At 47.7% G+C, this 19,683-nt stretch carries 20 protein-coding genes; 9 read left to right on the forward strand and 11 right to left on the reverse strand.

What is annotated here, in order from left to right:
- Nucleotides 1-2: 2 nt before the first annotated feature.
- Nucleotides 3-1,043 (forward strand): L-threonine 3-dehydrogenase, encoded by a 1,041-nt coding sequence (tdh, locus tag L4D06_RS14955; protein WP_028025850.1) that lies wholly within the window; start codon nucleotides 3-5, stop codon nucleotides 1,041-1,043.
- A 49-nt stretch (nucleotides 1,044-1,092) separates the two neighbouring features.
- On the opposite strand, the gene L4D06_RS14960 is transcribed toward tdh, so the two are convergent.
- The 3 genes from L4D06_RS14960 to gpmM form a co-directional block, all read right to left on the reverse strand.
- On the reverse strand, nucleotides 1,093-1,812 hold the full coding sequence (locus L4D06_RS14960; protein WP_429740281.1) for a divergent polysaccharide deacetylase family protein: 720 nt from the start codon (nucleotides 1,810-1,812) through the stop codon (nucleotides 1,093-1,095).
- 16 nt (nucleotides 1,813-1,828) lie between these two features.
- On the reverse strand, nucleotides 1,829-2,992 hold the full coding sequence (locus tag L4D06_RS14965; protein WP_429740283.1) for a peptidoglycan DD-metalloendopeptidase family protein: 1,164 nt from the start codon (nucleotides 2,990-2,992) through the stop codon (nucleotides 1,829-1,831).
- A gap of 238 nt (nucleotides 2,993-3,230) precedes the next feature.
- A complete protein-coding gene (gpmM, locus tag L4D06_RS14970) occupies nucleotides 3,231-4,769 on the reverse strand; it encodes a 2,3-bisphosphoglycerate-independent phosphoglycerate mutase (protein WP_429740285.1) in 1,539 nt (512 codons plus the stop codon).
- Nucleotides 4,770-5,210: 441 nt separating this feature from the next.
- Here gpmM and L4D06_RS14975 point away from each other — a divergent pair, with 441 nt between their 5' ends.
- The 4 genes from L4D06_RS14975 (at nucleotide 5,211) to cysE (ending at nucleotide 8,340) form a co-directional block, all read left to right on the forward strand.
- Nucleotides 5,211-5,651 (forward strand): rhodanese-like domain-containing protein, encoded by a 441-nt coding sequence (locus L4D06_RS14975; protein WP_274164462.1) that lies wholly within the window; start codon nucleotides 5,211-5,213, stop codon nucleotides 5,649-5,651.
- Between the two features lie 99 nt (nucleotides 5,652-5,750).
- Nucleotides 5,751-6,218, forward strand: a complete 468-nt coding sequence (gene secB / locus L4D06_RS14980) for a protein-export chaperone SecB (RefSeq protein WP_274164463.1) — start codon at nucleotides 5,751-5,753, stop codon at nucleotides 6,216-6,218.
- A gap of 24 nt (nucleotides 6,219-6,242) precedes the next feature.
- Entirely contained in the window at nucleotides 6,243-7,274 is a 1,032-nt protein-coding gene (gpsA, locus tag L4D06_RS14985; RefSeq protein ID WP_429740287.1) for an NAD(P)H-dependent glycerol-3-phosphate dehydrogenase, read from the forward strand.
- A gap of 223 nt (nucleotides 7,275-7,497) precedes the next feature.
- The gene (cysE, locus tag L4D06_RS14990; protein WP_429740289.1) at nucleotides 7,498-8,340 is read left to right on the forward strand and encodes a serine O-acetyltransferase; all 843 of its coding nucleotides are present in this window, start codon (nucleotides 7,498-7,500) and stop codon (nucleotides 8,338-8,340) included.
- Between the two features lie 105 nt (nucleotides 8,341-8,445).
- Here the strand turns inward: cysE and pfkA are convergent, their stop codons facing one another.
- The 3 genes from pfkA to L4D06_RS15005 all read right to left on the reverse strand — a co-directional run bounded on the left by pfkA (nucleotide 8,446) and on the right by L4D06_RS15005 (nucleotide 11,190).
- On the reverse strand, nucleotides 8,446-9,408 hold the full coding sequence (pfkA, locus tag L4D06_RS14995) for a 6-phosphofructokinase (protein ID WP_017009551.1): 963 nt from the start codon (nucleotides 9,406-9,408) through the stop codon (nucleotides 8,446-8,448).
- A 261-nt stretch (nucleotides 9,409-9,669) separates the two neighbouring features.
- Nucleotides 9,670-10,566: a CDF family cation-efflux transporter FieF gene (gene fieF / locus L4D06_RS15000; protein WP_274164466.1), complete on the reverse strand. Its 897-nt coding sequence runs from the start codon at nucleotides 10,564-10,566 to the stop codon at nucleotides 9,670-9,672.
- A 141-nt stretch (nucleotides 10,567-10,707) separates the two neighbouring features.
- The gene (locus tag L4D06_RS15005) at nucleotides 10,708-11,190 is read right to left on the reverse strand and encodes a CpxP family protein (protein ID WP_274164467.1); all 483 of its coding nucleotides are present in this window, start codon (nucleotides 11,188-11,190) and stop codon (nucleotides 10,708-10,710) included.
- Between the two features lie 216 nt (nucleotides 11,191-11,406).
- Here L4D06_RS15005 and L4D06_RS15010 point away from each other — a divergent pair, with 216 nt between their 5' ends.
- The 3 genes from L4D06_RS15010 (at nucleotide 11,407) to L4D06_RS15020 (ending at nucleotide 15,301) form a co-directional block, all read left to right on the forward strand.
- Nucleotides 11,407-12,102: a response regulator gene (locus tag L4D06_RS15010; RefSeq protein WP_274164468.1), complete on the forward strand. Its 696-nt coding sequence runs from the start codon at nucleotides 11,407-11,409 to the stop codon at nucleotides 12,100-12,102.
- Nucleotides 12,102-13,475 (forward strand): envelope stress sensor histidine kinase CpxA, encoded by a 1,374-nt coding sequence (cpxA, locus tag L4D06_RS15015; protein WP_429740292.1) that lies wholly within the window; start codon nucleotides 12,102-12,104, stop codon nucleotides 13,473-13,475. Before L4D06_RS15010 ends, cpxA begins: the two co-directional genes overlap by 1 nt.
- 155 nt (nucleotides 13,476-13,630) lie before the next feature.
- A complete protein-coding gene (locus L4D06_RS15020) occupies nucleotides 13,631-15,301 on the forward strand; it encodes a methyl-accepting chemotaxis protein (protein ID WP_429740294.1) in 1,671 nt (556 codons plus the stop codon).
- An 86-nt stretch (nucleotides 15,302-15,387) separates the two neighbouring features.
- Here L4D06_RS15020 and L4D06_RS15025 read toward each other — a convergent pair whose 3' ends face one another.
- Both L4D06_RS15025 and tpiA read right to left on the reverse strand, forming a co-directional pair.
- Entirely contained in the window at nucleotides 15,388-15,882 is a 495-nt protein-coding gene (locus tag L4D06_RS15025; protein WP_274164471.1) for a tRNA (cytidine(34)-2'-O)-methyltransferase, read from the reverse strand.
- A gap of 128 nt (nucleotides 15,883-16,010) precedes the next feature.
- Complete coding sequence (gene tpiA / locus L4D06_RS15030; RefSeq protein ID WP_274164472.1) at nucleotides 16,011-16,781, reverse strand: triose-phosphate isomerase; 771 nt, start codon at nucleotides 16,779-16,781, stop codon at nucleotides 16,011-16,013.
- A 278-nt stretch (nucleotides 16,782-17,059) separates the two neighbouring features.
- On the opposite strand from tpiA, the gene L4D06_RS15035 reads away from it, so the two are divergent.
- Nucleotides 17,060-17,410, forward strand: coding sequence for a 5-carboxymethyl-2-hydroxymuconate Delta-isomerase (locus tag L4D06_RS15035; protein WP_274164473.1), 351 nt, complete (start codon nucleotides 17,060-17,062; stop codon nucleotides 17,408-17,410).
- 101 nt (nucleotides 17,411-17,511) lie between these two features.
- Here L4D06_RS15035 and L4D06_RS15040 read toward each other — a convergent pair whose 3' ends face one another.
- The 3 genes from L4D06_RS15040 to L4D06_RS15050 form a co-directional block, all read right to left on the reverse strand.
- On the reverse strand, nucleotides 17,512-17,850 hold the full coding sequence (locus L4D06_RS15040; protein ID WP_274164474.1) for a DUF3135 domain-containing protein: 339 nt from the start codon (nucleotides 17,848-17,850) through the stop codon (nucleotides 17,512-17,514).
- A 338-nt stretch (nucleotides 17,851-18,188) separates the two neighbouring features.
- On the reverse strand, nucleotides 18,189-18,932 hold the full coding sequence (locus tag L4D06_RS15045; RefSeq protein ID WP_429740297.1) for a ferredoxin--NADP reductase: 744 nt from the start codon (nucleotides 18,930-18,932) through the stop codon (nucleotides 18,189-18,191).
- A gap of 40 nt (nucleotides 18,933-18,972) precedes the next feature.
- On the reverse strand, nucleotides 18,973-19,593 hold the full coding sequence (locus tag L4D06_RS15050) for a helix-turn-helix transcriptional regulator (protein ID WP_274164476.1): 621 nt from the start codon (nucleotides 19,591-19,593) through the stop codon (nucleotides 18,973-18,975).
- Between the last annotated feature and the right edge of the window lie 90 nt (nucleotides 19,594-19,683).

Genomic DNA, 19,683 nt, shown 5'->3' on the forward strand with positions numbered 1-19,683 from the left:
CAATGACGAACAAAATGAAAGCGCTGGCAAAACTGAAAGCGGAACCTGGCATTTGGATGACCGAGGTTGAGCTGCCAGAAGTAGGCCATAACGATCTTTTGATCAAAATCCGTAAAACCGCGATTTGTGGTACTGATGTACACATCTACAACTGGGATGAATGGTCACAAAAGACCATTCCGGTACCAATGGTTGTCGGTCACGAATACGTGGGTGAAGTGGTTGCTATGGGTCAGGAAGTTCGCGGTTTCACCGTGGGTGACCGTGTTTCTGGCGAAGGCCATATCACTTGTGGTCACTGCCGCAACTGTCGCGCTGGCCGCACACACCTTTGCCGTAACACCACGGGTGTCGGTGTGAACCGTGAAGGCGCATTTGCTGAATACTTGGTGATCCCTGCTTTTAACGCATTCAAAATTCCTGCCGATATCTCTGATGATCTCGCCTCTATTTTCGACCCATTCGGCAACGCGGTACACACGGCACTGTCGTTTGATTTGGTTGGCGAAGATGTGCTGATCACCGGAGCTGGCCCGATTGGCATCATGGCAGCAGCTGTGGCGAAACACGTGGGTGCGCGTTATGTCGTGATCACTGATGTGAACGAATACCGCCTCGATCTTGCTCGTAAGATGGGTGTTACCCGTGCGGTTAACGTGGCGGAAGAGAAGCTTGAAGATGTCATGGCTGAGCTAGGCATGAAAGAAGGCTTTGACGTGGGCCTTGAAATGTCAGGTAACCCGTCAGCGTTTAACTCAATGCTGAAAACCATGAACCACGGTGGTCGTATTGCCCTTCTGGGTATTCCACCGTCAGACATGGGTATTGATTGGAACCAAGTGATTTTCAAAGGCTTGGTGATCAAAGGTATCTATGGTCGTGAAATGTTTGAAACGTGGTACAAAATGGCGAGCTTAATCCAATCTGGTTTGGATCTCAGCCCAATCATTACACACCACTACAGTGTTGATGACTTCCAAGAAGGCTTCGACAAGATGTGCTCTGGCATGTCAGGTAAAGTGATTCTTGATTGGCAGAAATAATGCCAACCTGAACGCTTTAACAAACCCGCTTCGGCGGGTTTTTTTATCACTATTTGTGCACTAGCGCCTGAGAAATAGGAATTAAATCCACTTGCTCTTGGAGAGCTGGAAGGGCTTTTTGCAGGGTGTCGAGTGTGATGGGTAGCGGATGGGCAATTACCACCGCAACTCCACGATGGTTGGCCTGCTGGATTGCTAGCTCAAGCTGCTGGAGGATGAAATCTTCCGTTTGCAGGTGATCAAGAAAAACATGACGACGGTTGTTGGCTAATCCGTGCTGTTTTGCGATTTTTTGCGCGACGGTGCTTGGCGTGGTGCGGCTATCAATAAAGCCGAGCTGTTTGGTATGAAGCGTTTCCATGATCCAATGCATGGGCTCTTTGTGCTGCGTGAGCAAACTCCCCATGTGATTGTTTACTGCCACTGCATGAGGAACACGATATAGCGCTTCTAATATGGCGTTCTGCATTTCTACTTTGTCCATATCAAGCGTGAGTTGATTAGGCTCTGATGGGGCGTGTGGAGCGCTTTGCATGGGCAAATGAAGCAAGATCTCGCGTTGCTGACTGAGTGCAGTTAACGCCACTGCGGTATCGAATTCGGTAAAAGGGATCACGGATACGCTGATTTCACTGGGCAGTTTCGCGATGTCTCTCGGCATCAAGTCATAGCCGAGATCATCAATAATCAGTGCGAGTTTGGGCTTGGCAGCCACAGTCGGTGCCAGAAGAAGTAAGAGTAGGGTGGTGACAGTAACAATCCTTTGCATCTGTAACCTTCCGTGTTTACCGGCCTAACCAGGGGCTAGGGTTGGTGGCGTTACCTTTGCGCCGAATTTCAAAGTAGAGGCCAGAGAAAGCCTGACCGCCACTGTTGCCGACAAGCGCCACTGGATCGCCTGCTTTTACTGTTTCGCCCACGTTTCGGAGCAAAGCTTGGTTGTAGCCATAGAAGCTCATGTCACCTTTGCCATGGTCAATGACCACCATCAAACCGTAGCCACGCAGCCAGTTTGAGAGCACAACGGTGCCATCATGGGCGGCTTTCACTTCCGTTCCTTCTTTGGCGGAAATGACCATGCCGTTCCAGCGAAGTTGACCGCTTTGCGCACTGCCATAGCTATGAAGCACTTTGCCTTTTACTGGCCATTGCAGTTTGCCTTTGTACTTACCCAGCCCATCCATTTTGACTTTGGCTTGTTCGGCTGCAACACGCGCCAATTCGGCAGATTTTTCCAATTCGACTTTCAGGCGTTTTTCGTTGTCTTTCAATTCAGTCAGGTAGGACTTATCGCTGCTAATTTGACGTTGAATAGCATTGGCGGTTTTTTTCTGTGCGCGTTGTTCTTTTTCCAATGCGGATTTATCTGCCTGCAAGGATGCCAGCACCATTTTTTGCTTTTCAGTTTGCTCAGTCAATGTGTGGCGTTTTAGCTGCAACTCAGTATCTGTCGCGGCTAATTCATTGATGGCATCGGTGCGTGCTTTAGATAGGCGTTCGGCATAAACCGTCATACGGTCTAATTGGTTGGTGTCTTGCCCACTCAATATGGCATTGAGTTGATTGTGTTCGCCTTGGCGATATTGGCTGTTGAGCAATTCCTTCAACAATTCCATTTGCCCCAATTTGAGCTGCTCTAGGCGTTGGCTTTCTTTATTCAATAACGCGATATCTTGTTGCAGGGTCGACAGTGTCGCGTTGGAGGTTCGGATTTGTTTCGCCAAGCCACTGATGGATTGTTCTTGTTTCTTCAATGCAGTTTGAAGGGAGTTTAGCTTTTTATTGCTGCTGCTCAGTTGTTGCTCTTGACGAGAAATCTCATTTTTAACGCCCGAGAGTTGTTCATCACTGGCGGTGGATAACGGTGAGATAAGCAGGCATAGCAAAGCGCCAGTGCATAAAGCACTGGCGCGCAATGTTTTAAGTAGGCGCAAATTTATTCCTAACATGTGTTGCAGTATATCAACCTGATATGGGGTCTGCACTATTGAGAGTGTCTCAGCGTCGCAAGAACGTGAAGAAATACAGTCAATATTAGTGCTTTTAATTCAAACAGTTTGTGAAACTGACAGCGTTAACTGGAAGCAGGCGATACACCATAAAAAAGCGCCGAGGAAAAGGTATTGCTACCTTTCGCCTCGGCGCTTCTATTCGTTAAATACCGAAGGGGTATTTAGCGAGCCTCGATTACTTTTGAACGTAAAGTGGTTTGCCTGTCATGTCTGATGGGATAGTCACATCAGACAGAGACAGCATGGTTGGTGCGAGATCAGACAGCTTGCCGCCTTCAACCAACTCAATGTTTTTGCTACCCACGTAGATCAATGGTACCGGTAAATTGGTGTGAGCTGTGTGGATGCCGCCCGTTTCAGGGTCGATCATCATTTCAGCATTACCGTGGTCAGCGGTGATCAGCAATTGACCGTCAACTTCTTTAATCGCTTCAACGACGCGTGCGATACAGCTATCAACCGCTTCACATGCTTTCACTGCCGCATCGTAAACACCAGTGTGGCCAACCATGTCGCCATTCGGGTAGTTACAGATGATTTGGTCAAACTTGCCACTCTTAATCGCTGCAACCAGTTTGTCGGTCAGTTCTTCTGAGCTCATTTCTGGCTGAAGATCGTAGGTTGCCACTTTAGGAGAAGCAACGAGTGAGCGCTCTTCGCCCTCAAATGCGTCTTCAGCACCACCATTGAAGAAGAAGGTCACGTGTGCGTATTTTTCTGTTTCAGAAATACGAAGCTGTGTTTTGCCTTCTTTCGATAGCCATTCACCCAATGTATTCACTAGGTTGTCTGACGGGTAAGCGCAAGAAGCGTCGATGTCTGATGCGTATTCAGTCAGCATCACGAAATCTGACAATTCTGCGACTTTTGAACGGTTGAAACCGTCAAAGGTAGGCAGGAAGGTACGAGCGATTTGACGCGCACGGTCAGCACGGAAGTTCATGAAAATCAGGCTGTCACCGTCATTGATAGACGCAACAGGCTGGCCTTCAGCACGGATTTCTGAGGCTTTAACGAATTCATCGTTTTCTTCACGTGCGTATGCTGCTTCAAGCGCTTCTACAGAAGAGGCGAAAGTGAAATCACCCTTTGCTTCAGTGAGTAGGTCGTAAGCTTTTTCAACGCGATCCCAGTTGTTATCGCGGTCCATAGCGTAATAGCGACCCACGATAGACGCGGTGCGGCCTTTACCCAGTTTCGCAAACAACTCGTCAAAACGAGCCAGAGAGTTTTTCGCACTGCGTGGTGGTGTATCACGACCATCAAGGAAGCAATGTAGGTATACGTTTTCAGCGCCACGCTGAACCGCCAACTCAACTGCCGCAGCGATATGATCTTCGTGGCTATGCACGCCGCCAGGTGACATAAGGCCCATGATATGGACGGCTTTGCCTGCTTTAACAGCCTTGTCTACAGCGCCAGTCAGAACGGCGTTATCGAAAAACTCGCCATCAGAAATCGCTTTAGTAATGCGAGTAAGGTCTTGGTAAACGATACGACCCGCGCCAATGTTGGTGTGACCAACTTCAGAGTTGCCCATTTGGCCGTCTGGCAAACCAACATCCATGCCTGATGCTGAGATCAGTGTGCTGGTACCCGCCATCAAACCATCAAGAACGGGTGTGTTAGCGTTAGCAATGGCGTTATCACTGTTATCTTCGCGATAACCCCATCCATCCAGAATAACAAGTGCCAAAGGCTTCTTAGCAGACATACGGTGTCCTCTTTATGTCGATTTCAATGTTTAAAATAGAAAAACAATTAGCGTAACTTTACTACATTTTGTTGGTTAAGCAGTAGGCAAACTTTTTCGCTAAAATATCAACAAAATTTGTAATGCCAAGTGGTTAGCTCACGTATCTTCTGGTGTGTCTCTTAGTGCTCTCACCTGAGTAATACGTGCTGGTGAGCAAGAACGGGAAAATAGTTGTAGTAAGTCAACAGCTTTTGGTCAGCAAATGCCCTATCTTCATGCTGCACGCTCAGTTGATGATCGAATAATCAATAAATGTGGGTGAGTGTGATTAATTTCAAATTTTTGCGCTTTGTTACCAGTGAGCAAGGGCATGGAAATCCAAGCCCATGCTGTACTTGCGGGCGCGGGAGGTTATACTCGGGGTCGATTTTTTTGCCGACATGAATGTAGAAGCGAGCTATGCAGCAGTTAATTGAATTTGTCCAAAGTAACTTGATTTTGTCACTGGTGTGGGTAGGTCTGGTCGTTGCACTGGTTGTCTCTGTGATCAAACAGAAAACCGCGTCGTACCGCATCGTCACACCAAATGATGCCACCGTGATGGTAAACCGTGAAAATGGTGTGTTTGTTGATATCCGTAGCCGTGATGAGTATCGCGCAGGTCATATTGCTGGCGCACTTCACGTTTTGGCGAAAGACATTAAAGCCGAAACTTACGGTGAGATTGAAAAACACAAATCTGACCCAATCATTCTGGTATGTAAGACAGGCCAGACTGCAATTGAAAGCGCGAATTTGCTGACAAAAGCTGGGTTTGAGAATGTTAGCGTACTGAAAGATGGTTTGATTTCGTGGAATGAAGCGAATCTGCCATTGGTTCGTAACAAGAAGAAAAAGTAACGCTAACCAGTGAGCTATACGACAGGCAGCTCTCAAAGGCTGCCTGAATTATTTTAGAATGCGAGAACGCATTGGTTTATTTAACAAGGATTTATCACTATGGCTGAAGCAGCAACCAACCAACAAGCACAAAACTTTGCGATTCAACGTATCTTCCTGAAAGACGTGTCTTTTGAAGCGCCAAACTCTCCAGACGTGTTTCAGCAAGAGTGGAACCCTGATGTAAACCTAGATCTAGACACGCAAAGCCGTGAACTAGGTGAAGGCGTTTACGAAGTGGTACTTCGTTTGACTGTGACCGTGAAAAACGGCGAAGAAAATGGCTTCCTGTGTGAAGTTCAACAAGGCGGTATCTTCAGCGTTGATGGTATGGAAGCTCCGCAATTGGCACATTGCCTAGGCGCATTCTGCCCGAACATCTTGTTCCCGTACGCTCGTGAAACTATTTCAAGCTTGGTGGTAAAAGGTACGTTCCCACAACTAAACCTTGCGCCAGTTAACTTTGACGCATTGTTCATGAACTACCTGCAAAACCAAACGCAAAACACTGAAAACGCTGACGCATAAGCGTCGCGAAAAGGGTCGACACCAATGACAGAAAATACCCAAGCCACTCATGCGATGGCAAATGTTGCCATGACCGTATTGGGCGCAGGCTCATACGGCACCTCGCTGGCCATTTCTTTGGCTCGAAACGGCGCGAATGTCGTCTTGTGGGGCCATGAAGCGGCGCATATGGCGCAGTTGGAAATAGATCGTTCTAATGAAGCGTTTCTGCCGGGTGTCGCCTTTCCAGACTCATTGATTTTAAGTGCGGATCTGCAAGAGGCGGTTCAAGCCTCGCGCGACATTTTGGTCGTGGTGCCGAGTCATGTATTTGGCATGGTATTGGCTCAGGTAAAACCTTTTCTTCGTGATGACCAACGAATTTGCTGGGCAACGAAAGGATTGGAGCCTGAAACGGGTCGGTTACTTCAAGATGTTGCCAAAGAGCAGCTCGGTGATGATATACCGTTGGCGGTGTTATCTGGGCCAACGTTTGCGAAAGAGTTGGCAGCAGGTATGCCAACCGCGATTTCGGTAGCGTCACCTAACGGCGAGTTTGTCGCTGATCTGCAAGAGAAGATTCACTGTAGCCGCACTTTCCGTGTTTATGGCAACAGTGATTTTGTCGGTATGCAGCTTGGTGGTGCAGTGAAGAACGTCATCGCGATTGGCGCGGGCATGTCGGATGGCATTGGCTTTGGAGCGAATGCGCGTACGGCATTGATCACGCGAGGTCTTGCCGAGTTAACTCGCTTAGGCGTTGCCTTGGGTGCCGAACGTGAAACCTTTATGGGCATGGCGGGCTTGGGCGATCTAGTGCTAACTTGTACTGATAACCAATCTCGCAACCGCCGTTTTGGTTTGGCGTTAGGTAAAGGCCAAGGCGTAGATGAAGCGCAAACTGAAATCGGTCAGGTCGTTGAAGGCTATCGTAATACCAAAGAAGTCCGTGTTTTGGCGAAACGTGTTGGCGTGGAAATGCCGATCGTAGAGCAAATCTATCAGGTGCTGTACGAAAACAAAGATGCACGCTTGGCGGCGCAAGATTTGTTAGCGCGTCAGAGAACATCTGAATAGCGATATTTAACGTATTACTATTATTGAGTCTTAAAAACGCGGGAACTCTTCTCGCGTTTTTTGTTTTTGCGACGAGTGGCATGCATCGTGAGAATCGTGGTGCCAAAGAGGCTTTTCGCAGACGGTTTCAATATTGGGTTGTTTGTATATCTATGTCACACTGACAATCTCGTGAATCCATGAGATTGATGACAAGACAAGTAGCAGGGTAAAAGGTACCAAGATGCAAAGGATGTGTGGTGAAGGCCGTGATAAAAAATGCCAGCAAGAAAAAGTCTGGAAGGCCATTAAGCGTGAAGCAAAAGAGCAGACAGAGCGTGAGCCAATGCTGGCGAGCTTTTTCCATGCCACCATCATTAAGCACGACACGTTAGCTGCAGCACTCAGTTATATCCTTGCCAACAAGCTTGCCACGCCGAGCATGCCAGCCATGGCAGTGCGTGAAGTGGTGGAAGAAGCCTATGCAGGCGACAGCAGCATTGTTGCGTCGGCAGCGTGCGATATTTGCGCGACCGTGGAGCGCGATCCCGCGATTGAGCTTTACTCGACCCCGCTTTTGTATTTGAAAGGCTTCCACGCTTTACAAGGCTTTCGTGTGGCGAACTGGCTTTGGTATAAAGGTCGCCGTGAGTTAGCGGTATACCTGCAAAACCAAATCTCTGTGGCGTGTCAGGTTGATGTTCACCCTGCGGCCTGTATTGGTCGTGGCATCATGTTTGACCACGCAACAGGTATTGTCATCGGTGAAACCGCCGTTGTTGAAGATGATGTTTCTATTCTTCAGGACGTGACGTTAGGCGGAACGGGCAAAGAAGGCGGTGATCGTCACCCGAAAATTCGTACCGGTGTCATGATTGGCGCGGGCGCGAAAGTACTGGGTAACATTGAAGTGGGCGAAGGGGCGAAAATTGCAGCGTGTTCTGTCGTTCTTATTCCTGTGCCTCCCCATACCACTGCCGCGGGCGTACCTGCGAAGATTATTGGTACACCAAGCAGCGAAACGCCTTCGTTCGACATGGACCAGAACATTAGCAGTTCAGAATTTATTGAAGGCGATGGTATCTAGCTCCCGTCTTTCAGCCTCTGAGTGTGTGAAACCGAGAAGACACCACGGAAACAGAATAAAAAAACGGAGCCCTTAGGCTCCGTTTTTGTTTGGTCTGTCTAGTGATCAGAACAATTTGTTCGCAACGTCGTACAAGTCTTGACGGAACGGGCGACGCATATTTTCGATAGCATCGATGATATCGTGATGAACAAGTTGTTCATGCTGGATACCAACACAACGACCACCTTCACCTTGGATCAGTAGATCAACCGCGAATGCACCCATGCGAGACGCAAGAATACGGTCGAATGCACGAGGCTGACCGCCGCGTTGAATGTGACCTAGAATGGTAGCGCGCGTTTCACGACCCGTTTCTGCTTCAATGTACTTCGCCAACTCGTTGGTGTCAGTCATTAGCTCGGTGATCGCGATGATTGCGTGTTTCTTACCTTTGTAGATACCTTCTTTGATTTTAGAGATCAGGTTCTCTTTATCTAAGCCGATTTCTGGTGTGATGAAGTACTCACAGCCGCCAGCAATCGAAGCCATCAGTGTCAAATCACCACAGTGGCGACCCATCACTTCAACGATAGAAATACGTTGGTGAGAAGAAGATGTATCACGTAGACGGTCGATAGCTTCAACAACGGTGTTCAGTGCTGTTAAATAACCGATGGTGTAGTCAGTGCCTGGGATATCATTATCAATCGTGCCTGGCAGACCGATACATGGGAAACCCATTTCAGTCAGCTTTTTCGCACCCATGTATGAACCGTCACCGCCGATCACAACCAGCGCTTCGATGCCGTGCATCTTCATGTTCTGGATGGCTTGCTCGCGCACTTTCTCTTCTTTAAATTCAGGGAAGCGCGCAGAACCGAGGAAAGTTCCGCCTCGGTTGATCATGTCTGAAACGCTAGTGCGGTTCAGTTTTTCGATACGGTTCTGGTGAAGGCCTTGGTAGCCGTCATAAATACCGCACACTTCAATGCCTTCGCTCAATGCCGCACGCACAACACCGCGGATGGCTGCATTCATACCCGGGGCGTCACCGCCACTGGTCAAAACACCAATTTTACTAACCATGGTTACCCTCTGACTTTGGGAATTGAAATTTCAAATCCATTTTCGCATGTTAAGACCGCGAATCTGCACCCTGCTTTTCGTTGAAAAGTCTTATCAGGTAACGCGGGTATGTCTCAGCATGCATTGACGTGCCAGTTTATCTTGCTGGCAACGTCTTTGAAACTGTAACTTTCCTACTTATGAAAGACTATTACAATTTCACTACGTATTTTCGTTGATTAATATCACTAAGCGTTGCAAATGTTCTTTGTTTTTCGTGTATTAATTTTGCTCACGAGGGATTTTTCCTACCACTGATATTGGATCTTGGTGGATAAGGATATCTGCGCCAGGGAACGCGATTTCTAATCGGTCCTCAACCTCATCGGCAATGACGTGGGCATCGACCAGTTTTAAGTCGTCGTCGAGTTCGAGGTGAAGCTGGATAAAGCGCGTCGCCCCAGCCTGTCGTGTACGAAGGTCATGAACACCTTCCACACCTGAAACGGTTGACGCCAGTAGCATGATTTTTTCTTGATCTTCAACGGGAAGTTGATGGTCAAGGAGCGCTTGAACTGCTTCGTTGGCCATTTTGAACGCGCTGATAAGAATGAATATGCCAATACCAATCGCAAAGATAGCATCTGCCATCGGGAAGCCATACCAAGCTAAACCTAGCGCCACGATGATGGCAATGTTCATGTATAAATCAGACTGGTAATGCAGAGAGTCTGCTGCGATGGCCTGACTGCCCGTTTGTCGCACGACCCATTTTTGGAATAAGACTAGGCCTGCCGTGATCACGGTGGCAATACCACTCATTACGACCCCAGCTTCAGGGTGAAAAAGCTCCGTGGGTTTAAATAGTCGCTCAACGCCATTGAGAAGCAAGAAACAGGCAGAACCTACGATGAATGCGGCTTGAGCTAGAGCAGCAAGAGATTCGGCTTTACCGTGACCAAAACGGTGTTCTTCATCCGCGGGTTGGAGCGCATAACGCACCACAATAAGGTTGGTAATGGAGGCGAGTAAATCAATTAGGGAATCGACTAGCGATGCCAGTAAGCTGACAGAGCCGGTATACCACCAGGTTCCCAGTTTCATCAGCAAAAGAAATGATGCGGTAATGGTTGCCGCCCATGCGGCCATCTGAACTAAGCGGGCGTATTTTTCAGTCATGTGCACGTACAACTAAGAGTAAGTGGAGAGAGTATAACGTTTTTGTTATTGGATTGTTCGGCTGACCAAGAGGGAAATGCGACATGCCGACAAATGTCGGCATGAAGGGAGGAATCAATGAATCTCAGTGGATGTCAGTGATCAGTGGTGTTTTTTCATGCGTTCTTGATGACGCTCCGCCATTTTTTCCATGTTCGCTTTTACTTCCTCTTTTTGTTCTGGTGTAAGGATATTCAGCATCTCATGTTGGCGTTTCATCATTGCCACTCGGCGTTCAACTTGTTGGTCAGCCATTTTTTCTGCCAATACGCGAATTTGTGATTCGTCAAAATTGTCTGATAGCAGCAGTGCCTGCATCTCTTGACGGTCAGCCATCATGCCAGCTTTCATCTCACCTTTGTTCGCTTTCATCGCATCGCGGCTTTGTTCACGCAGTGCTTTTAGCTCGTCTTTTTGCTCGTCAGTTAAGTCGATACCACGCAGCAGATGTTTACCCATCATGCCTTTTCCACCATGCATGCCGTCGCCATTGTGGTGTTTACCACCAAATGCCATCGCTGACATTGAACCCATCATTAGTGGAAGTGCGATAACAGTGGCAACAATGCGTTTTGATAATTTCATGATGTTCTCTCCGGTTTATTTCCAAGCTATTTGCTTGGGATTTGTTATTTGGTTTGGGTGTTTCGTGTTGATGTGTTCACTTTACTGGTCCAGACGTAAACCGGTGTTCATGGAGCGTAAAGCAATGTAAAGGGAGGTAAACCTGATGTTTACTCATGGCGTCCCTGACATGATTGGCAGATACTAGACCCATCAACCTATATACGGGCGCGTACCATGAGCAAAATCCTTTTGATTGACGATGACACTGAACTCACTAGCTTACTAAGCGACCTTTTGGAGCTAGAAGGTTATGAGGTCGATATAGCGAATAATGGTCAGCAAGGGTTAGAACAAATCAATGACAGCATTGATTTGGTGTTATTGGACGTCATGATGCCTGTGTTGAACGGGATGGAGACGCTGCGTCGTTTGCGTGAAAGCTGGGAGACTCCTGTGCTTATGCTTACCGCGAAAGGCGAAGAGATCGACCGAGTGATGGGGCTGGAACTGGGCGCGGATGATTACCTTCCTAAGCCTTTCAGCGACAGAGAGTTGCTGGCGCGAATGCGCGCGATTTTGCGTCGTACAGGCAAAAACCACGACGACAAACGCAGTGACGACACGCAGGAAAAATTGGAATATCAAGATATCGAGATTTTCCCCGGAAAGATGGAAGTGTATTGCCAGCAACAGCTGATTGACCTGACGGGCACGGAAACGGCGTTGCTGACGTATTTGGTCAGACAGCCTGGTTCCATTGTGGCAAAAGCGGATATCAGCTTGAATGTCTTGGGTAAACGACTCGCGCCATTTGATCGCGCTATCGATATGCACATATCCAACATTCGTAAGAAATTACCGGAGCGCGAAGACGGTAAACCACGCATTAAAACCTTGCGTGGGCGTGGTTATTTGCTGGTGGAGGCATAATGAAGCTGCCGACCATAAAAAGCCTTTATGGCCGTATCTTTGCTATTTTTTGGCTCACGCTCATGCTGGTGCTTATTGCCGTATTAWTGGCACAACACAGCGACCCTAGGCAACAGCATGACTTGCCAGCCAGTGCAAAAGCCGAATACGCGAAAATTGCGGAAGCGGTGTCTGCAAAAATCACCAGTGGGCATGGTTCTTTTCAACAAAAGCTGAAAAATTTTCAGCGAAAACAACCAGAAAGAGGTTCGATTAAACTCTACTTCACCAGTGTGGATGGAGAAATGCTCGGGCGAGGTCATCACGGCAGTAGCCGCGCGTTAAAAAACTTTGTGACGCTCGCGGATGATCCAGACGAACCTATGCAACGCCTTTATGGGCGTTGGATGCTAGCAGGCCCATTTACCATTGAAGATAACAACCAACAAGCGTTGATGTACGTGGGCAAGATGTGGCGAGAATCCCCACCATTTTATGTTCGGATCTTGGACAGGCCTTTCCAATTGCTGTTGGTTACCATGTTAGTGAGTACCCCATTGCTGTTGTGGCTGGCTTGGGCAGTGACTAGGCCAGCACGTCGTTTACAGGCTGCGGCTGAACGTGTCGCACAAGGGCGTTTTGAAACGGATCCTGATTTAGAAAAAGGCCCGCGCGAATTCCATCAAGCAGGGGCCAGTTTCAACCAAATGGTGACGGCGCTGAATCAAATGATCAGCGGACAGCAACGATTGTTGTCCGATATTTCTCACGAGCTGCGCTCTCCATTGACCCGCCTTCGCATGGCGAATGCACTAGCGATTCGTAAGCAAGGACAAAGCGATAATCTCACGCGCATTGATACAGAAGCGGAGCGTATGGAAAAAATGATTGCGGATTTGTTGTCTTTGTCGCGCATGCAAATCAACAGTCACGCCGAACGCGATGTTTACTCCTTATTAGAGCTTTGGCAGACCTTGTTGGAAGACGCTGAATTTGAAGCAGAGCAGTGTGGCAAGCACCTAACCTATGGCGCGATACCCGAAGCAAACATTGAAGGTAATGGGCCATTGCTCTGCAGTGCATTGGAAAACGTGGTGAGAAACGCCATAAAATATGCCAATCATCAAATAGATGTGACGATGTCAGTGACAGGAACATCATTAGAAGTGATGGTGACTGATGATGGTGAGGGCGTCCCAGAGGAAATGCTCGTTGATATCTTCAGACCCTTTTATCGTGTATCGACAGCCCGTGATCGCGCGAGTGGCGGTACAGGGTTGGGGCTGGCGATCACAGATAGCGCAGTAAGGCAGCATAATGGTTCTGCGCAGGCATCGATAAATCACAACGGTGGACTGACGATTAGACTGACGTTTTCGCTCACATTGACGTGAGTGAGAAATGTGACAGGTTATTAATTAAAAGAAATGTTACTGAGTAGTGTCTCATTTTCGACTTGAGCGGCTAATCTTATCCTAAGGCAATTTGCAATTGTATTTTGACTCAGCGCCATGCTTGGCGCTTTGGGTTGCGAAGGGAGAGATGAGCCATGGCTTCACCAATAACCATAAAGCAGCGATTGAACATGTTTGTTGCTTTAGTGTGCGGTATTCAAATCATAGTGGGTGCCTTTGTTTTCTATAAATTGGCTTATATTGAAAGCCATGTGCAGGGGGTAGCACTTCGTGACATTCCGGTATTAGCCGCTATCAGTCGAGCTACTGAGCACCAATTAGAGCAACGTGTTCATTATAACAAGGCTTTTCGATATGCTATTGAAGTAGGACAAGAGCCTAACGCTGAAGCTAATTATGCCAAAGAAAAAGCCTATTTCTATGAGCTAGGAGAGAAAGTCGATAAGGACAAAAAAAAGATTCAAGCGCTACTGGCTGACGGGATAGCTTCTGGCACAGAGGAAGAGAAAACGGCATTTAAAGTCGCAGATAATAAGCTCAATGATGCCGTCGCATTGCACTCAAAATGGATGGTTCATGTTGCAGACGTCTTTATAGAGCTCGAAGGCAAGCACTATCACGAAGCGGAATTACTTGACGCAGTGGTAGGTGAAGAGGCTGAAACCACCACCAAAATGGTTGATAGCTTGTTGACTGACGTCGGTAAATTCACGGAAAAAGCTGTCATAGATATCGAAGAAAAAGCTGTGATACTAGAGATTGTCGTGATCTCTTCCGTAATAGTGGCATTGCTCGTGGCGCTCATTATGTCGAAGATCATCCTTAACCGTATTTATGCGGGGCTCACGAAGGTGTCTGATGCGCTAGCTGTCCAAGCCGGAGGGGATTTCAGTCATGCAGGGGTCGTTGATGAGCCTGGCATTATTGGTGAACTACAAAAGAACATGGAAGGTACGCGTAAGAGTACAAATAGCATGTTGGCGAAAGTGGCGAGCGAAGTGGGCGAAGCGGTTGAGATGCTAAACACCGCGGCACAGGCAGTAAAGCGTAACTCAGATGCCCAGAGTGGTGAGATTACCCAAGTGGCAACGGCGGTCAATGAGATGTCAGCAACCGCGCAAGAGATTTCAAACAACGCGACACAAACGCAAGTGGCAACAGAGAGTGCATCGCAACAGTCAGCCGAGAGTATGCGTATCAACCAAGAGTCGATGAAACAAACCAACTCGCTGATCGAAAGTTTGAACCTCAGTAGTGTTGCGTTGACTGAGCTTGAGAAAAACAGCGGAAACATTACCTCGGTACTCGATGTGATCAAGGGTATTGCTGAGCAAACCAATTTACTGGCGCTAAATGCGGCGATTGAGGCGGCACGGGCTGGAGAACAAGGCCGTGGCTTTGCGGTTGTTGCTGATGAGGTGCGCAGTCTCGCACAACGTACCCATGATTCAACATCAGAAATCGAAACCATGATTGTGCAGTTGAGTAGTGTGACCAAGGAAGCGGTTGAAACCATGCAAAAGAGTTGTGAAATGGGCGACCAGACACTCAAGCTTTCGCAAGAATCCTCCACACTGCTGTCACAGGCTGGCAATGCAACATCTGAAGTGACCGACATGAATATGCTGGTGGCCAGTGCAGCGGAACAACAAAGTGGTGTGGTGGAAGAAATTAACGTGAATGTAAACCACATCAGTGAAATGGCAGCGCAAAGCGCGACGGAAGTTGAGCGTCTTGTTGAGGCCACATCGCTGCTCAATCAGATATCGAATGCTCTTCAAGTATCTACGGGAAAAACGGCGTAATGAAAGATTAACGCTAATGCGTTGCTATCAAGGTCGGAACGCTAATTTCAGATTAAAAAAAGCAGGCTAGCCTGCTTTTTTTATGCCTATAGACCACCATCAAAACCAAGCTGTCGCCATGCTTCATAGCAGATAATTGACACTGAATTCGATAAGTTCAGGCTTCGGCTATCAGGCATCATTGGCACGCGAATGCGATGGTCAGGTGAAAAGGCATCTCGAATACTATCTGGCAACCCACAGGTTTCCGAGCCAAATAGGAATATGTCTCCCGCTTGATAAGTTACGTCAGAATGTGGACGGCTGCCTTTTGTGGTACAGGCAAAAATACGGCGCTCAGACGCGTGATCGGGCGATGCTTCATCAGCAAACATGGCATCAAGAAATGCTTGATAGTTAGGGTAGCGGGTGACGTTGGTTAAGTCGTGGTAATCTAGCCCGGCACGGCGCAGTTTCTTCTCTTCAAAATCAAATCCAAGTGGCTCAATCAGATGGAGCTTACAACCCGTGTTGGCTGCGAGTCGGATGATATTACCAGTGTTGGGAGCGATTTGAGGTTCGTGAAGGACAATGTGGAACATGATGTTCAGAGACCGTGCGTTGGGGAAAAACGCAGTATACCTTGGCTGGTTAGTAGGGATAAAGCGACAAACAAAAAAGGAGAAGCCGAGGCTTCTCCTTTTCTTGAATAACGTGTGACTAATCGAAATTAGTTTTTCGCTTTTGCTGCCGCTTTAGCGATAGCTGCAAAGCTGTCAGCGATCAATGCTGCGCCACCAACCAATGCACCATCGATGTCTGGTTGTGCGAAGTATGCTTCAGCGTTTTCAGGCTTAACAGAACCGCCGTATTGGATAACAACGTTCTTCGCCACTTCTTCGCTCTTTTCAGCGATGTGCGCGCGAATTGCTGCGTGGATGCGCTGTGCGTCGTCTGCCGTTGCTGCTTTGCCCGTGCCGATAGCCCAGATTGGTTCGTACGCGATAACTGCGCCGTTCAGTGCTTCAACGCCTTGGGTGTTGATCACTGCGTCAAGTTGACGAGCACATACGGCAACGGTCTCGCCTGCTTCGTTTTGTGCATCAGACTCACCAATACAAAGAACAGGAACTAGGCCATTCTCTTTTAGGAATGCAAATTTCTTAGCAACGAACTCGTCAGACTCTTCGTGGTATTCACGACGCTCTGAGTGACCGATGATGATGTGAGTTGCACCGAAGTCTTTCAGCATATCAGGAGAGATATCGCCAGTGAACGCGCCGCTTAGATTAACGTCAACGTTCTGTGCACCCAAAATGATTTTGCTTTCCGCTTTACCTAGCAGTTGCTCTGCCAGATCCAAGTACATAACAGGTGGCGCGATAGCAACATCAACACCTTCTACACCATTAAGTTCAGCTTCAAGACCTTTGATAAGCTCAGCTACCATTGTCTTGTTACCGTTAAGTTTCCAGTTACCCATTACTAGTGGACGGCGCATAGGAATTTCTCCGTAATCCAATTATCAAAATCAATTGCTGGGAACGATAACAGCAGACCTGTCAGCATTTCCTGCTCAAAATCATAAATGCCATCGTTTTTACGCGTTTTACGCCGAAATGTGAACCTTTGAGTAACAAATTTTCGTTATAAATTTTCGGATTGGCGTGAAAATCAGGTATTGGCAAGGTGTGATCTGAGGTCAGATTTCCTCATCACAGTAACAATCGTCCGAAATGCTGGGGTAAAGTGGCTCAATATCGTAACAAGGAGCAAGTTATGCCCCATATTGTCATGGAGTACAGTGATCCGGTATCAGAGCGGGTCAATATTGGTCAATTGCTAGAAGACTTACATCAAACTGCGATAGGCAGTGGGGAGTTTGGGGCGGCAGATGTTAAATCTCGCGCCTACGCCAGTCACGAATGGTTAGTCGGGGAAAATGACAACCAAGAAAACTTTATTCATGTGACCTTGTGGTTACTTGATGGGCGTGACGAAAAACAGAAACATAACCTGAGCCACGCGTTTCTCGATGTTCTCAAACAGCACGGGACGGAAGTCGCCAGTTTAACGGTGGATGTGCGAGACATGGACAGGCGCTGGTATGCCAAGGCAACAAAAGAATAAAACACGGTTTATTGAAGCGAGAAGGCTGCAACATGTTGAGCCTGCTGCATCAGGCATGTAAAAAAGAGGCGGTGGCAATAAGCCACCGCGTAAAGACTGAGTTATCCCTCCACGGCAACAGTTTCTCTGTCGCGCTTCGGTTGCAATGTAGTGACGGTTGCGCTTCGCTCAGTTAAAGCTGAAGGGTCATTGACGGCCGTAGCAAAACGATCAAACTGACGCATCAGTTCTTTCATCAATAACGCATTAACATGGTTAGGATTTTTTCCTGAACTTATCACACGATTAATGTGGCTCATTTGGGCACGCAATTGTGGTTGCATGCTTTCGTTTGCACTTTCGATGATCTCTTCGCTCATCTCAATTCTTAGCGCTTCTAGTGCCTGCGGGTTGGATTCCGCTAATGCTTTTAATTCATCAAATGAAGGCAGAGTTTTCATGGCATTACTCCTTTGGCTGCGCATGACTTGCCTTTGACTATACGGTTAAAAATTGAGCGATCAATCACACCAATGACTCATAAGTGAGACGTTCTTGTTCGTGGGGTTTGGTGTGTTTTTAGTTTGATACAGGTAATTGTTTGATAGGGAGAGAAAACACGACATGCGGTATTTTTATGTCTCAATAATGAGTCATGTATGTAAAAAGTGCTGTTGGCGATTGCGGGGAAGAGTAATGAGGTGTTTTTTGCTGAATCTCTCATTGTTGACCGTCAATCGCGGCCTCTGGCAATGAGAGCTTCGAGAGATGATATCGAACAGGGAATCCGTTGCTGGGCTTACCAGTACTGCTCTGTGGTAATGTGCCCCGGCTTACGACGAAGGTGTTTTTCTAGCCCTTTGAGTTGGAGCAGTGCTCGTACATCTTTTACCATTTGAGGGTTGCCACACAACATAACGTGGCTTTTTTCTGGCGAGAGCGGTAAACCGACGACTCGCTCTAGCATTCCGTCTTCCAAAGCATGGGTTATACGCCCTGATAAGGCGCCTGCAGTGGGCTCTCTGCTTACAAATGGTTGCACCAATATCTGATCGCTGTGCTTTTTCTTCAGCGCATTTATTTCAGCTTGGTAACTCAGGTCTGCTGAGAATCGCACAGCATGGATCAGCACCACTTTTCGAAACCGCTGCCACACTTCCTGTTCTTGTAAGATAGACAAGAAAGGGCCTAGCGCCGTGCCAGTTGATATCATCCACAAATGTTCGCTCTCTGGAATGTCGTCAAGCGTGAAAAAGCCAGTTGCCTCTTTGGTGATCATGACGGTATCGCCTGCCTCCAGCTCATGAAGGCGAGGAGAGAGAAGCCCATCAGCCACTCGGGTGGCATAGATCTCTAGGTATTTACTGCTGGGTGGATTGACATAGGAGTATGCACGCTGAATGAGCTTTCCATCGATCTCTAGGCCCAACTTGGCAAATTGACCTGCTGCAAACGGCGCGACGTCGGCGTCCAGCGTTAGGCTGAAAAGATCTTTATTCCAGCGTCTGTTTTCAATGACTTCCGCTTTGATCCAAGTCGACATACACACTCCTTTAGCAAAATAGTTATCGGGATGACGCGTGTTAGCTTTTGTGTTGAACGTTATAAGTGCAACGGCGTTGTCCCTTTATGATGTGTTCGTCTCGCGTGACCTCATACTCGTCGCCAAGCACAGTTTGAAAAATATGCTTTTCAGATTTGCATAAGGCTGGGCATCGCTTCGCGGCCTGACAGATAGGGCAATGATTCTCGACTAGCAGGAAGCCTGTTTCGGTTTCCTGAAGCTCTGCCATATAACCTTCTTTCTCTCTAAGATAAGCCAAGGTTTCAAGTTTAGCCTTTAAATTATGGCAATCTTTGAGCGCATCGCGATATTGTTGCAACGTCTTTTCTTCTCGTTGCTGAATCACCTTGGTGAGTCCTGATTCGCCAAACAAACTTTCCACTGATTCAATCACTGATATCGCGAGGTCGCCATGGCTGTCAGCAAATCGACGGTGGCCTTCGGCGGTCAACGACCAATGGCGAGTCGGGCGGCCAACTTTGACGCGAATATCACTAAAATCCAGCAGACCATCATCTTCCATAGTTTGAAGATGTTGGCGAATTCCCATGGTCGTCATGCCCATTTCATCGGCCAATACGCGCGCACTGATTGCCCCTTCGCGTTTTATCTTGTGCAGGATTTTGTCGACTGTTTTCATCGTGATCTCATTTGTTCGCTTTACGTTCCATTATGAAGCGAGCTCGCTAAATAAAGCAATATCTTTACTTAAGAATTACAAGAGCTGTGA

It is taken from the genome of Enterovibrio makurazakiensis (assembly GCF_050336585.1).
GTDB classification, from domain to species: domain Bacteria; phylum Pseudomonadota; class Gammaproteobacteria; order Enterobacterales; family Vibrionaceae; genus Enterovibrio; species Enterovibrio gelatinilyticus.